Here is a 12,825-nt window from a genome sequence, read left to right on the forward strand (position 1 = left end):
GAAAAGAGAATGGTGGATGCGACAGGGATTGAACCTGTGACCCCCTCGGTGTGAACGAGGTGCTCTCCCGCTGAGCTACGCATCCGCCTTGTGGGGCCGGTCGGTGAGGACCGATCCGCGAGAGGAGGGGGCCTATAGCCCGGTGTTTGGCCGGGGGCAAGAGGCCAAGAGGTCGATACAGGCCTGGGGCACGTCCAAAAAGCTGTGGATGACCAGATCGCCGCCCAGGGTCTCGACCGGCTCCTCTGTGTAGCCGAAGCTGACCAGCAGGGCCGGGACGTTGGCGCGCACGGCGGCCAAGGCGTCGTTGATGCTGTCGCCGACCATCACCGCGCGATGCGGATCGCCGCCCACGGCTTTGATCGCGGTCAATACGTGGATCGGATCGGGCTTGGCGGCGGGCGACAGGTCCGCGCCGATCACGGCGTCGAAGGCGCGTGACAGGTCCAGGGCGTCCAGCAGGGCTACCGACAGGTTGGTCAGCTTGTTGGTGCAGACCACCAGCTTGCAGCCGGCGGCGCGCAGTTGGGCCAGAACCTCGACCACGCCGGGGAAGGGCGCGCTCTCGTGGGCGATGCGCTCCAGATAGATGGCGATGAAGCGCTCTACGAGCTTGGGCGCGGTCAGGGCGTCCAATGGATGACCAGCGGCGGCGAAACCCCGCTCCAGCAAGGCCCTGGCGCCACGGCCCACCATCAGGCGCACCTCGTCGAAGGGCAGGGGCGGCAGGCCTTCTTCGGCGAGGATCATGTTCAGCGCGCCGACCAGGTCGGGCGCGGTGTCGACGAGGGTCCCGTCGAGGTCGAAGGCGATCGTGGCGCCGTTCAGGGCTTGAAGGTCATGCATTGATCTGGCCTTTCGGCTAAACGGCCGGCTAATGCAACGTCATCCGGTTCGCAGGGAGTCGCCAGCATCATGAGCATCGCCGCCTCAGGCCGCCCCCGGGCCGCCGTGATCCTCGCCGCGGGCCAGGGCACGCGCATGAAGTCGCCAACCCCCAAGGTGCTGCACAAGATCGCCGGCCGGGCCCTGCTGGACCACGCCATCGACGCCGCCGAGGCCCTGGGCTGCGCGCGGATCATCGTGGTCGTCGGGACCCACAGCCCCGCCGTCGGCGTCCACGCCCGCAAGCGTCTGGGCGAGTCGGCGGTGGTGATCCAGGATCCGCCGCTGGGCACCGGCCACGCCGTCTTGGCGGCCAAGGCTGCGCTCGCCGATTTCGACGGCGACGTGGTGGTCACCTTCGCCGACTGCCCGCTGCTGAGCGCCCCGACGATCGCGCCGCTGTTCGACCTGCGCGCCGCAGGCGCCGATGTCGCCGTGCTGGGTTTCGAGGCCGCCGACCCGGGCGCCTATGGCCGCCTGATCCTGGCCCCGCACCACGTGCTGCTGCGCATTGTCGAGGCCAAGGACGCCGACGACAGCGTCAAGCAGGTCAAGCACTGCAATTCAGGCGTCTTGGCCGCCGATCGCGCGACCTTGTTCGACATTCTCGACACCGTCGGCAACGACAACGCCAACGGCGAGTACTATCTGACTGATGTGGTGGGCATCGCCCATGGACGGGGCCTGTCGACCCGCGCGGCCTTCGCGCCGGAAGCCTCGGTGCAGGGCGTCAACTCGCAGGCCGAACTGGCCGCCGCTGAGGCCGTCTGGCAGAAACGTCGCCGCTCTGCCCTGATGATCGAGGGTGTCACCATGCCCGCGCCGGAGACGGTGCACCTGGCCTGGGACACCCAGATCGCGGCCGGGGTCACGGTCGAGCAGTTCGTGGTCTTCGCGCCCGGCGTCAGTGTCGCGACCGGCGCGGTCATCAAGGCCTTCAGCCACCTGGAGGGCGCGACCGTGGGCGAGGGGGCGCTGATCGGCCCCTACGCCCGCCTGAGACCCGGCGCCGAGATCGGCCCCGACGCGCACATCGGCAACTTCGTCGAGGTCAAGAAGGTCAAGGTCGGCGCGGGCGCCAAGGCCAACCACCTCAGCTATCTGGGCGACGGCACGGTGGGCGAGAAGGCCAATATCGGGGCCGGCACGATCTTCTGTAACTACGACGGCTTCGACAAGTTCGAGACCCATGTCGGCAACGGCGCCTTCATCGGCTCCAACAGCGCCTTGGTCGCGCCGGTGCGGATAGGCGACGGCGCGATGACCGGCTCGGGCTCGGTGATCACCAAGGACGTCGAGGAGGGCGCTTTGGCCCTTTCCCGCGCGCCGCAGCAGGACAAGCCGAGCTGGGCGACCAAGTTCCGCGCCCTCAAGCAGGCCAAAAAGGAAAAGAAATGAGCGCCGACGATCAAAAGCGCCTGTCGGGCGAAGCGGCCGCCGAGCTGGTCGAGAACGGCATGGTCGTGGGCCTGGGCACCGGCTCGACCGCCGCCTGGTTCGTCAAGGCCCTGGCCGCGCGTAAGCTCGACATCCGGGGCGTGCCGACCTCGGACGCCACCGCCAACCTCGCCCGCGAGCTGGGCATCGCCCTGGCGGCGCTGGATGACGTCAAGGCGGTCGACCTGACCGTCGACGGCGCCGACGAGATCGGCCCGGGCCTCAGCCTGATCAAGGGCGGCGGCGCGGCTCTGCTGCGCGAGAAACTGGTGTGGGAAGCCTCCAAGCGCTGCGTGGTCATCGCCGACGCGGCCAAGAACGTGAAGGCCCTGGGCAAGTTTCCGCTGCCGATCGAGGTCGTGCGCTTTGGCCACGTTCACACCGGCCAGCGCCTGGCCGACATCGCCGCCGAGTTCGACCTGCCGCCGCCGCGCCTGCGCATGGCCGATCGTGGCGTGGTCGTCACCGACGGCGGCAACCTGATCTACGACATGGCCTCGGGCAAGATCGACGAGCCGGCCGCCCTGGCTTCGGCGCTGAAGGCCGTGACAGGCGTCGTCGATCATGGCCTCTTCCTCGATCTGGCCGACGAAGCGCTGCTGGGCACGGACGACGGCGTGGTGCGCCTGGTCCCCTGAATGACTAGATAAAGCGCCGACCCGTTCTCAAGCTTGCTGGAGCCTTCTATGGCTGACTACGATTTCGACCTCTTCGTCATCGGCGCCGGTTCGGGCGGCGTGCGCGCCGCGCGTCTGGCGGCCCTGTCGGGCGCCAAGGTCGCGGTGGCCGAGGAATACCGGGTCGGCGGCACCTGCGTGATCCGCGGCTGCGTGCCCAAGAAGTTCATGGTGTACGCCAGCGAGGTCTCGAGCCAGCTGAAGACCGCCAAGGGCTACGGCTGGTCGGTCAGCGAGGCCAGGTTCGATTGGAAGGCCTTCCTGCACGACAAGGACGTCGAGATCGCGCGCCTGTCTGGGATTTATGTCACGAATCTGCAGAAGGCCGGCGCGCATCTGCTGCACGGCAAGGCCAAGCTGCTCGACGCCCATACCGTCGAGGTCGTGGGCAAGGACGCCGGCCGCTACACCGCCCGCAAGATCCTGATCGCCACCGGCGGTCGCCCCGTGAAGCCGGATTTCCCTGGCGCGGAACTGGGCATCACCTCGGACGAGGCCTTCCACCTGCCGACCCTGCCCAAGCGCGTGATGGTGGTGGGCGGCGGCTATATCGCCGTGGAGTTCGCCGGCATCTTCAACGGCCTGGGCGTGGAGACGACACTGCTTTATCGCGGCGCCAACGTGCTGCGCGGCTTCGACGACGACGTGCGTTCGCACCTGGCCGAAGAACTCGAGAAGCGCGGCGTTAAGGTGGTGCTGGGCTGCTCGCACGAGACCCTCGAGCAGACCGAGAGCGGCCTGCTGAGCACCCTCAACAACAACCTGACCTTCGAGACCGACGTGGTGATGTTCGCCACCGGCCGCGAACCCTATGTCGAGGGCCTGGGCCTGGACAAGGCCGGCGTGAAGCTGAACGAACGCGGCGCGATCGCGGTCGACAAGCACTCCAAGACCAATGTCGACGGGATCTGGGCCGTGGGCGACGTCACCGACCGCATCAACCTGACGCCGGTGGCCATCCGCGAAGGCGCGGCCTTCGCCCAGACCGAGTTCTACGGCAATCCGACCAGCTTCGACCACGACATGGTCGCCTCGGCCGTGTTCTCGCAGCCGCCGGTCGGCGTGGTGGGCATGACCGAGGCCGAAGCCCGTCACGCCTTCGGCAAGGTCGACATCTATCGCTCGGTCTTCCGGCCGATGAAGGTGACCTTCTATGGCGGCCAGGACCGGTGTCTGATCAAACTCGTCGTCAAGCAGGATGACCAGAAGGTCGTGGGCGTCCATGTGGTTGGGCCAGACTCCCCGGAGATCATCCAGATGGCCGCCATAGCGGTGAAGATGGGCGTCACCAAGCCGCAATGGGACTCGACCTGCGCGGTGCACCCGACGCTGGCCGAGGAACTGGTGACGATGCGCGAGAAGTACGTTCCGGCCGAGGTAGGCGGAGTCGGATGAGGTCTCTCGCGGGGGCGGAGCGGTCCACGAAATGGCTCGGCGGCGTCGCGGTGTTCACCATCGTGATGGTGCCGTTCGTCGGCTATCTCGCCTATCTGGGCTTTGCTTCGTTGCTCGCCCTGACCGGGCTGCTTTCCCTGCCGGGGTTGGTGCGCTCGCGCCCGGCGTCGCCGCCGATGATGGCGTTGGTCGTCCTGGTGCTGTGGGGCTTGATCAGCATGGCCTGGAGCCCGGCCGCCCCGCATGTCGCCGACCTCAAGGACTCCGGCGACATGGAGACCTTCACGGCCCTGAAGCTGTTGTTCGAGCTGGCCTTCTATGGCTCGGCGGTCGCGGCGATGGGTCAGCTGTCGGAGAGCTCCAGGACCCGCGTCGGCACGGTGATGGTCGTCTGCGCCCTGGCGCTGGCGCTGCTGGTGGCGCTGGACGGGATCAGCGCGGCGGCCTTCTACAAGTGGCTGCGGGTCCTGATCCACGATCCCGAGCGGGCCGACTTCGCGGTCATCAAGGTCTCGATGTCGACCTACGTCCTGGCCCTGCTGTTCTGGCCCGTGGCGCGGATCATGAGCAGCCGCGGCTGGACGCCGGCCATCTTCGTGCTGCTGGTCGCCATCGTCGTGGCCGCCGTGTCGACCAGCGCCGACGCCAGCTGGGCCGCCTTGTTCGCCGGCGGGATCGTCTGGCTGGGCGTGCGGGTCGTCGGCAAGCCGGTGGCGCGCCTGCTGGTGGCGGCGGTCGCCGCGCCGTTCGTGCTGGGGCCGGTTCTGCTGGTCTTCGGGCTGCGGTCGGGCTTCGTCGCCTGGCTGCATGAGCACGTGCCCAACTCGTGGGACGCCCGCCTGAACATCTGGGCCTTCACCGCCAACCAGGTCCAGGCGCACGCCATTCGCGGCTGGGGCCTGGACGCCAGCCGCACCTTCGGTCCGGCCATTCCGCTGCACACCCACAACGCCGCCATGCAGCTGTGGCTGGAGCTGGGGGCGGTCGGCGCGGCCCTGGGCGGGGTGTTCTTCAGCTGGGTGGCCTATCGCATCGTCGCGGTGACCGGCGAGGCTCGCGAGGACGGCGCCATGGCGGCCGGAGCCTTGGTCACCTATCTTGTCATCGGCGGTCTGAGCTTCGGGGTCTGGCAGGAATGGTGGCTGGCTCTCGGCGCGCTGACCGTCATCTGCTGCGGCGTCGCGCGCGGTCTGAAGACTGCGCCCCGTCGCCGCTAAGGGCGAATTTTTCTCGCCTCCGTTAAAATGCGGCCCCGGTTCGCATGAATTTTGCCTTTTCCTCGCGGTTACGCTAAAAGCCGCTCCCTTTGAAGCTGTAGAGCCTGTCATGACCTCGCGTTGGACCCCCGCCACCTGGAGAGCAAAACCCGCAAAGCACATCCCGTCGGACTATCCGGACGCGGGCGCTGTGGAACGGGTCGAGCAGACGCTTCGCCAGATGCCGCCGCTGGTCTTTGCGGGCGAGGCGCGTCGTCTGAAGAGCCTGCTGGGCGACGTGGCCGAGGGCCGCGCGTTCCTGCTGCAGGGCGGCGACTGCGCCGAGAGCTTCAAGGAATTTCATGCGGACAACATCCGCGACACCTTCCGTCTGATCCTGCAGATGGCGGTGGTGCTGACCTTCGCCGGCGGCAAGCCGGTGGTGAAGGTGGGCCGTATCGCCGGCCAGTTCGCCAAGCCGCGCTCGGAACCGATCGAGACGATCGGCGACGTGACCCTGCCGTCCTACCGGGGCGACAACATCAACGGCATGGACTTCACGGCTGAAGAGCGCGCCCCGGATCCGGATCGCCTGCTAAAGGCCTATGGCCAGTCGGCCTCGACCCTGAACCTGCTGCGCGCCTTCGCCAACGGCGGCTACGCCGACCTGCACAACATCCACCGCTGGACCCTGGGCTTCGTCGGCGACAGCCCGCAGGGCGCGCGCTATCGCGAGCTCAGCGACAAGATCAGCGAAAGCCTGGCCTTCATGGCCGCCATCGGCGTGACGCCGCAGAGCCACCCGGGCATGCATCAGGTGGAGTTCTTCACCAGCCATGAGGCCCTGCTGCTGGGCTTCGAGGAAGCCATGACCCGCGTCGATAGCACCTCGGGCGACTGGTACGACACCAGCGCCCACCTGCTGTGGATCGGCGAGCGCACCCGTCAGCTGGACGGCGCGCACATCGAGTTCATGCGCGGCGTGAAGAACCCGATCGGCCTGAAGTGCGGTCCGACCATGGAAGGCGACGACCTGCTGCGCCTGATCGACGTGCTGAACCCGCACAACGAGCCGGGCCGCCTGACGCTGTACGGCCGCTTTGGTTCGGACAAGATCGCCGACCGCCTGCCGCGCCTGATGAAGGCGACCAAGGCCGCCGGCCGTTCGGTGGTCTGGGCCACCGACCCTATGCACGGCAACACGCTGAAGGCCTCGACCGGCTACAAGACCCGGCCGTTCGACCGCATCCTGTCGGAAGTGAAGTCGTTCGTGGAGATCGCCCATTCGGAAGGCGTGCATCCCGGCGGCGTCCACCTGGAAATGACCGGCCAGAATGTCACCGAATGCCTGGGCGGCGCCCGCGCCGTGTCGGAAACCGACCTGGCCGATCGCTACCACACCCACTGCGATCCCCGTCTGAACGGCGAGCAGGCCCTGGAACTGGCGTTCCTGGTGGCCGAGAAGCTGAAGTCCGATCGCGACGACCAGCGCCGCCTGGCGGCCGGATAACGCTGGTCGTCGAAGCTCTGGCGTCGCTTATCGCGCAGGTATAGCCTCCTTCCTCAGTGGAGGAGGCGACGCGATATGATGGGTTCAACCCTCTCTCGCAGAGGGCTCGCGGGCCTGGCGGCGCTTGCGTTGGCGCCGTCCCTGGCCAGCGCCCGCAATGTAGAGCAGCCCTCGGCGACCACCAGCGACACCCTGCGCTATCTGGACGCCTCGCGACGGCTGACCGTCCAGGCGATGGTCAACGGGCAGGGGCCTTTCTCCTTCCTCGTCGACACGGGGGCCAGCGGTTCGGCGATCTCCGCCGAGCTTGCCGACCAGTTGGGCCTTATCCGCCAAGGCAGCGTCGAGCTGCACGGCCTAGCCGGCGCCCAGACCGTCTCGACCGTGCGGCTCGACGCGCTCAAGGTCGGCCGCCGCGCGCGGGGCGGCATGTTGATGTCGGTGGTCCCGCGCGAGAACCTGGGCGCAGCCGGACTGCTGGGCCTGGAATGGCTGGGCGACAACAGCCTGATGCTCGACTACGAGGGCCGCCGAATGCATGTCGGCGCGGCCCTGCCGTTGCCCGATTCCCAGACCGTGATCGTCAAGGCGCGCACCAAGACCGGCGGCCTGACCCTGATCGACGCGACCATGCCCGGCGCGCGGCTGCTGGCGTTCCTGGACAGCGGCTCGACCACCACCGTGGGAAACCTGGCGCTGCTGGAGGCCGCACGGCGCGACAACGCCATCGTCGGCGATGTGGTCGAGGTCGGGCTCAACAGCGTCACGGGCCAAGTGCTGGCCTGCCGGCTTGCGGTTCTCAGTCGCCTGACCCTGGGCAGCATGACGTTGCGCAACGTGCCGATTGTGGTCGGCCATGTTCATACCTTCGATTATTGGGGCATGGGCGACAAGCCGGCCATCCTGATCGGCTCGGATGTTCTCCAGAAGTTCGAGACTGTTGCGCTTGATTTCAAGCGTGGCGAAGTGCGCTTCCGGGTCTCCGATCGCGGGTGACCCACTGGGGCGGATAGGCCCCAGCGTAAACGCGTGCGATGCAGCACGCCGCGTCTTGACCCGCCGCGCGGCGCTCTCCAATGGTTGTTTGAACGGAGGGTGTTTATGCGTCTGCAGGCCAGGTTGAAGCGTGAGTGGCGGTTCCTGAAGGGGCTGACCCGAACGCTGAAGCGCGTGAAGTCCATCGCTCCCGATAGCGTCAACCTCATCTGCGACGACCTCGAAGCGGCGGTCGACCAGTGGTCGGCCAGCCGCGCCATCACCTTCGAAGGCAAGACGATCACCTATGGCGAGCTGGACGCCATGGCCAACCGCTATGCGCACTGGGCCAAGGGCCAGAGCATCACGCGCGGCCAGACGGTGGCGCTGTTCATGCCCAACCGCCTCGAATATCTGGCCATCTGGTATGGCCTGTCGAAGGTCGGCGTGGCCACGGCCCTGATCAACAACCAGCTGACCGGTCCGGCGCTGGCCCACTGCCTGAACATCTCCCAGGCCCTGCATTGCATCGTCGACGCCGAGACCTCGCCGTGCTTCGAGCAGGTTAAGGACAGCCTGGGCCGGCACGTCCAGCAATGGGTGCTGGGCGGCGCACATGGCGACCAGCGCGACTTGGCCAACGCCTTGAAGAGCTGCAGTCAGCTGCGCCCCGACCGCGAGACGGCGCGCGGCGGAATCACCGCCAAGGACACCGCCCTCTACATCTTCACCAGCGGCACCACCGGCCTGCCCAAGGCCGCGCGCATCACCCACATGCGCGCCCAGCTCTACATGCGCGGCTTCGCCGGCTCGACGGACTCGCGCCACACCGACCGCATCTACGTGACCCTGCCGCTGTACCACGCCACCGGCGGCCTCTGCGCCATGGGTGCGGGCCTGCTGAACGGCGGCTCGATCGTGCTGCGTAAGAAGTTCTCGGCCACGCACTTCTGGAGCGACATACGCACCGAGAACTGCACGATGTTCGTCTACATCGGCGAGCTGTGCCGCTATCTGGCCAACCAGCCGCCCAGCGACGAGGACCGCAACCACAAGATCCGCCTGATCTTCGGCAACGGCCTGCGTCCCGACGTCTGGGACGACATGATGGACCGCTTCAAGATTGGCGGTGTGCTGGAGTTCTACGGCGCGACCGAAGGCAACGTGTCGCTGTTCAACTTCGACGGCCGTCGCGGCGCCATCGGGCGCATTCCCGGCTATCTGAAGAAGAAGTTCAACATCCGGATCGTCAAGTTCGACGTCGAGACCGAGATGCCGATCCGCGGCCCCGACGGCTGCTGCATCGAGGTGGCGCCCGGCGAGGTCGGCGAGTGCGTGGGCCATATCGCCAACGACGCCCGCTCGAATTTCACCGGTTATGCCGACAAGGCCGCGACCGAAAAGAAGGTGCTGCACGACGTCTTCGCCAAGGGCGACGCCTGGTTCCGCACCGGCGACCTGATGCGCACCGACAGCGACGGCTACATCTATTTCGTCGATCGCATCGGCGACACCTTCCGCTGGAAGGGGGAGAACGTCGCCACCAGCGAGGTGTCCGAGCGTCTGGCCGGCGTGCCTGGCGTGCTGGAGACCAACGTCTATGGCGTCAAGGTCGGCGACCTGGACGGCAAGGCCGGCATGGCCTCGCTGGTCGTGGGCCCGGAGTTCGACATCGGAGCCCTGGCTGAATATGTCGATCGCGAGATCCCGGCCTATGCCCGGCCGATCTTCGTGCGCCTGCAGCGCGAGATCGAGACCACCGGCACCTTCAAGTACCGCAAGATCGATCTGGTGACGGAGGGCTTCGACCCGGCCCTGGTCAAGGACCCGCTCTATTTCCGCGATCCGGCCAAGGGCTACGTGAAGATCACCAAGACGGTGCACGCCAAGATCCTGGCAGGCGGCTTCAAGCTTTAGAAAAAGAACTTTACATCACAAAGTTGGAGCGGTACGGATCGATGATCGAACATCGACCAGGAGCTGCGTCGTGACTGAAGACATGAAGGCCATCCGCGACGACATCGCCTTCATGCGGGCCTTGGCGGAAGAGGGGCGTCAGGCCCCGCTGCTCGGGGGCTCCATGCTGGTCGCGTCCGGCGCGGTCTACGGCACCGCCAGTGTCTTCCAGTGGGCGATCCTGGCCAGGGTCCTGCAATTGCCGCCCGTCTCGCTGATGATCATGTGGATCATCGCCTTCGCCGCGCACATGATCCTGATCACCGTGCTCAAGCGCGGCATGAGCGCCCGGCCGGGAGCGGGCTCGTCGGGTAACCGCGCCATGCGCAACGCCTGGATGGGCGTTGGCTGGGGCTGTTTCGTCATCTTCTTCGCCTTGGGCGTGGCCAGCTGGAAGACGCGCGACATCAACCTGATCAACTTCTCGCCGTCGATCGTGCTGGCGCTGTACGGCGCGGCCTGGTCGGTGGCCGCGGCGATGTCCCGCGCGGCGTGGCTGAAGATCGTGGCGGTCGCGTCCTTCGTCGGGGCGGTCCTGATCGCCGTCCTGATGGGCAGCACCTGGATCTGGCTGGCCTACGCCGCCGCCCTCTATCTGCTGGCGATGGTCCCGGGCCTGGTGCTGATGCGCCAGGAACCCTCCGATATCGTCTGAGGGGCTGGGTGATGGACGATTTCGAAATCGATCACATCGACGAGGTCATCCACGGACGCGTGCGCCTCGGGATCATGGCCTATCTGTCGGGCGCCGAGACGTCCGACTTCAACGCCCTGAAGGCCAAGCTGTCGGTCACCGACGGCAACCTGTCGGTCCATCTGCGCAAGCTCGAGGACGCCGGCTATGTGGGCATCGAGAAGAGCTTCGTCGGTCGCAAGCCATTGACACGAGTGACGCTGACCGATGCGGGCCGCACCGCCTTCGGCATCTATCTCGACGCCATCGGCAAGCTGGTCGACGGACGCTGAAGCAACCTCGTCCAGAGCCGCGTGTTGCTCGTATCTTCGCGGGATCACGAAGACGGAGACGGGTGTGGCGGAGAGTTCGATGACGCGTCGCATTGGCCTGACGGCCCTCGGCGGCGCCCTGGTGTCGGCCTGCTCGCCGCTGTCGATGTTCGCCACCCTGACGCCCAAGGACGCCGCCAAGGCTCCGCTGCGCGGCGCCGCCTATGGCGATGGTCCACGCCGCAGGCTGGACGTCTTCGCGCCGCCCAACGCCGTCGGCGCCGAACCGGTGGCGGTGTTCTTCTATGGCGGGTCGTGGGACTCGGGCCGGCGCGGCGACTACGCCTGGGCCGGACGGGCTCTGGCGGCGCAAGGCTTCCTGACCGTGGTGCCGGACTATCGCCTCTATCCCGAGGTGCGCTTTCCCGACTTCCTGACCGATTGCGCAGCGGCCGTCCGCTGGGCGGTCGATCACGCGACCGGGCTGGGCGGCGATCCGTCCCGCATGGTCCTGATCGGCCACTCGGCGGGCGCCTACAACGCCGCCATGCTGGCGCTGGATCATCGTTACCTGCGGGCGGTGGGCGTGGATCCCAAGGCGATCCGGGCCTTCGCCGGCCTGTCTGGCCCCTATGACTTCCTGCCCCTGGACGGCCCGATCACCCGGCAGACCTTCGGCGCGGCGGCGGACCTGCCGTCCACCCAGCCGGTCCCCTTCGTCACGGCCAGCTCGCCGCCGGCGTTCCTGGCGACGGGAGAGGCCGACACCACGGTCTATCCCCGCAACACCCGCAAGCTGGCCGCCGCCCTCCGCGCGGCCGGGGTCAAGGTCGAGGAGCGCCACTACGCCGGTCTCAACCACGCCGACACGGTGTTGGCCCTGTCACGGCCGTTCCGCGGCAAGTCGCCGGTGCTGGGCGACATGACGGCCTTTCTGAAGGCCAATCTCGGCTAGCCGCAGGTCCCGCCGTTCAGCTTGCGCTGATAGGCCTCGACCAGGCTCAGATAGGGCGGGATGAAGGTGCTGACGACCACCGGCTTGCCGTCGGTGGTGCTGCCGGCCACGCCCGCCCGCATCTCGAAGTGCAGGTGAATGGTGGTGGGCGTGCCGCCGAAATCGTTGGACACCTTGCCCAGCTTCTGGCCCGGCGTGACCTTGTCGCCTTCCTTCACCGCCAGGGTCGCCATCTGCATGTGCAGGTAGCGATAGGTGAAGTGCGGGGCGGCCTTGGCTACCAGGGTCACGGTGTAGGTCCCGATGTCGGTGATGGTGCCGGCCTCGGTGGCCACGGCCCAGTGCTCGTTCTTTTTGCAGGTGGCCGGGCGGATGTCCTGGCCCTGGTGACCCGTGCCCGAACCGCACAGCGGGCTGGTCCGCGAGCGCGCCTCGCAGAAATTGTCCCGCCAGGGCAGGGTGTAGTTCATGCTGTCGCACTGGCTGGTCTTGCCCGGAGGCGCCATGCCGCCGCCGGCCCCGTAGACCTGCGAATTGGCGAAGCCTGCCTCCTGCAGCGGCCAGCACATGGACGGCGACCAGACGGTGCGGTCCAAATAGCCCGACCCCTGGCCGGTCGGCAGGGTTCCTGGCGCATTGTGGGCGAAGTTCGCCGGCGAGGGCGCGGGTGGAGCGTCGGGCTGCACCGGCGGCTCGGGGCTGGGCGGCAGCGGCTCGGACGCCTCCTGCTCGGCACCGCCCTCGGACGGTGCGTCGTCGGATTGTGGCGGGCCCGGCTCGGTCGACACCGGCTTTGGCGCGGCCGGAGCAGCGGGCTTGGTCTTGTCGTCACAGGCCGTCAGGGCCAGCGCGGCGACCAGGGCCAGGGCGAGGGACATCGGCTTGCTCATCGCC

General features: G+C 67.5%; 12 protein-coding genes and 1 tRNA gene. 10 read left to right on the forward strand and 3 right to left on the reverse strand.

What is annotated here, in order from left to right; translation table 11 throughout:
* Positions 1-10: 10 nt before the first annotated feature.
* Positions 11-85 (reverse strand) — tRNA-Val (locus AC1RUS_RS04915).
* A 47-nt stretch (positions 86-132) separates the two neighbouring features.
* A complete protein-coding gene (locus tag AC1RUS_RS04920; RefSeq protein ID WP_492913613.1) occupies positions 133-846 on the reverse strand; it encodes an HAD-IA family hydrolase in 714 nt (237 codons plus the stop codon).
* A 69-nt stretch (positions 847-915) separates the two neighbouring features.
* Between AC1RUS_RS04920 and glmU the strand changes: the two genes are divergently transcribed.
* The 10 genes from glmU (at position 916) to AC1RUS_RS04970 (ending at position 11,931) form a co-directional block, all read left to right on the forward strand.
* Positions 916-2,283, forward strand: coding sequence for a bifunctional UDP-N-acetylglucosamine diphosphorylase/glucosamine-1-phosphate N-acetyltransferase GlmU (gene glmU, locus AC1RUS_RS04925; protein WP_492913615.1), 1,368 nt, complete (start codon positions 916-918; stop codon positions 2,281-2,283).
* Positions 2,280-2,960 (forward strand): ribose-5-phosphate isomerase RpiA, encoded by a 681-nt coding sequence (rpiA, locus tag AC1RUS_RS04930; RefSeq protein ID WP_492913617.1) that lies wholly within the window; start codon positions 2,280-2,282, stop codon positions 2,958-2,960. Before glmU ends, rpiA begins: the two co-directional genes overlap by 4 nt.
* A 48-nt stretch (positions 2,961-3,008) precedes the next feature.
* Positions 3,009-4,394 (forward strand): glutathione-disulfide reductase, encoded by a 1,386-nt coding sequence (gor, locus tag AC1RUS_RS04935; protein ID WP_492913619.1) that lies wholly within the window; start codon positions 3,009-3,011, stop codon positions 4,392-4,394.
* Positions 4,391-5,611, forward strand: coding sequence for an O-antigen ligase family protein (locus tag AC1RUS_RS04940; RefSeq protein WP_492913621.1), 1,221 nt, complete (start codon positions 4,391-4,393; stop codon positions 5,609-5,611). Before gor ends, AC1RUS_RS04940 begins: the two co-directional genes overlap by 4 nt.
* Before the next feature lie 109 nt (positions 5,612-5,720).
* Positions 5,721-7,100, forward strand: a complete 1,380-nt coding sequence (locus AC1RUS_RS04945; protein ID WP_492913623.1) for a class II 3-deoxy-7-phosphoheptulonate synthase — start codon at positions 5,721-5,723, stop codon at positions 7,098-7,100.
* A 75-nt stretch (positions 7,101-7,175) separates the two neighbouring features.
* Positions 7,176-8,096 (forward strand): aspartyl protease family protein, encoded by a 921-nt coding sequence (locus AC1RUS_RS04950; protein WP_492913625.1) that lies wholly within the window; start codon positions 7,176-7,178, stop codon positions 8,094-8,096.
* A gap of 105 nt (positions 8,097-8,201) precedes the next feature.
* A complete protein-coding gene (locus AC1RUS_RS04955; RefSeq protein WP_492913627.1) occupies positions 8,202-9,992 on the forward strand; it encodes a long-chain-acyl-CoA synthetase in 1,791 nt (596 codons plus the stop codon).
* Positions 9,993-10,062: 70 nt separating this feature from the next.
* Positions 10,063-10,686: a hypothetical protein gene (locus AC1RUS_RS04960; protein ID WP_492913629.1), complete on the forward strand. Its 624-nt coding sequence runs from the start codon at positions 10,063-10,065 to the stop codon at positions 10,684-10,686.
* Positions 10,687-10,697: 11 nt separating this feature from the next.
* Positions 10,698-10,997: a winged helix-turn-helix domain-containing protein gene (locus AC1RUS_RS04965; RefSeq protein ID WP_492913631.1), complete on the forward strand. Its 300-nt coding sequence runs from the start codon at positions 10,698-10,700 to the stop codon at positions 10,995-10,997.
* Positions 10,933-11,931: an alpha/beta hydrolase gene (locus AC1RUS_RS04970; RefSeq protein ID WP_492913633.1), complete on the forward strand. Its 999-nt coding sequence runs from the start codon at positions 10,933-10,935 to the stop codon at positions 11,929-11,931. The genes AC1RUS_RS04965 and AC1RUS_RS04970 overlap by 65 nt, the downstream gene beginning before the upstream one ends.
* Here AC1RUS_RS04970 and AC1RUS_RS04975 read toward each other — a convergent pair.
* On the reverse strand, positions 11,928-12,809 hold the full coding sequence (locus AC1RUS_RS04975) for a M23 family metallopeptidase (protein WP_492914146.1): 882 nt from the start codon (positions 12,807-12,809) through the stop codon (positions 11,928-11,930). The genes AC1RUS_RS04970 and AC1RUS_RS04975 overlap by 4 nt on opposite strands.
* Between the last annotated feature and the right edge of the window lie 16 nt (positions 12,810-12,825).

The organism is Caulobacter sp. GW821-FHT10F06 (assembly GCF_058809215.1).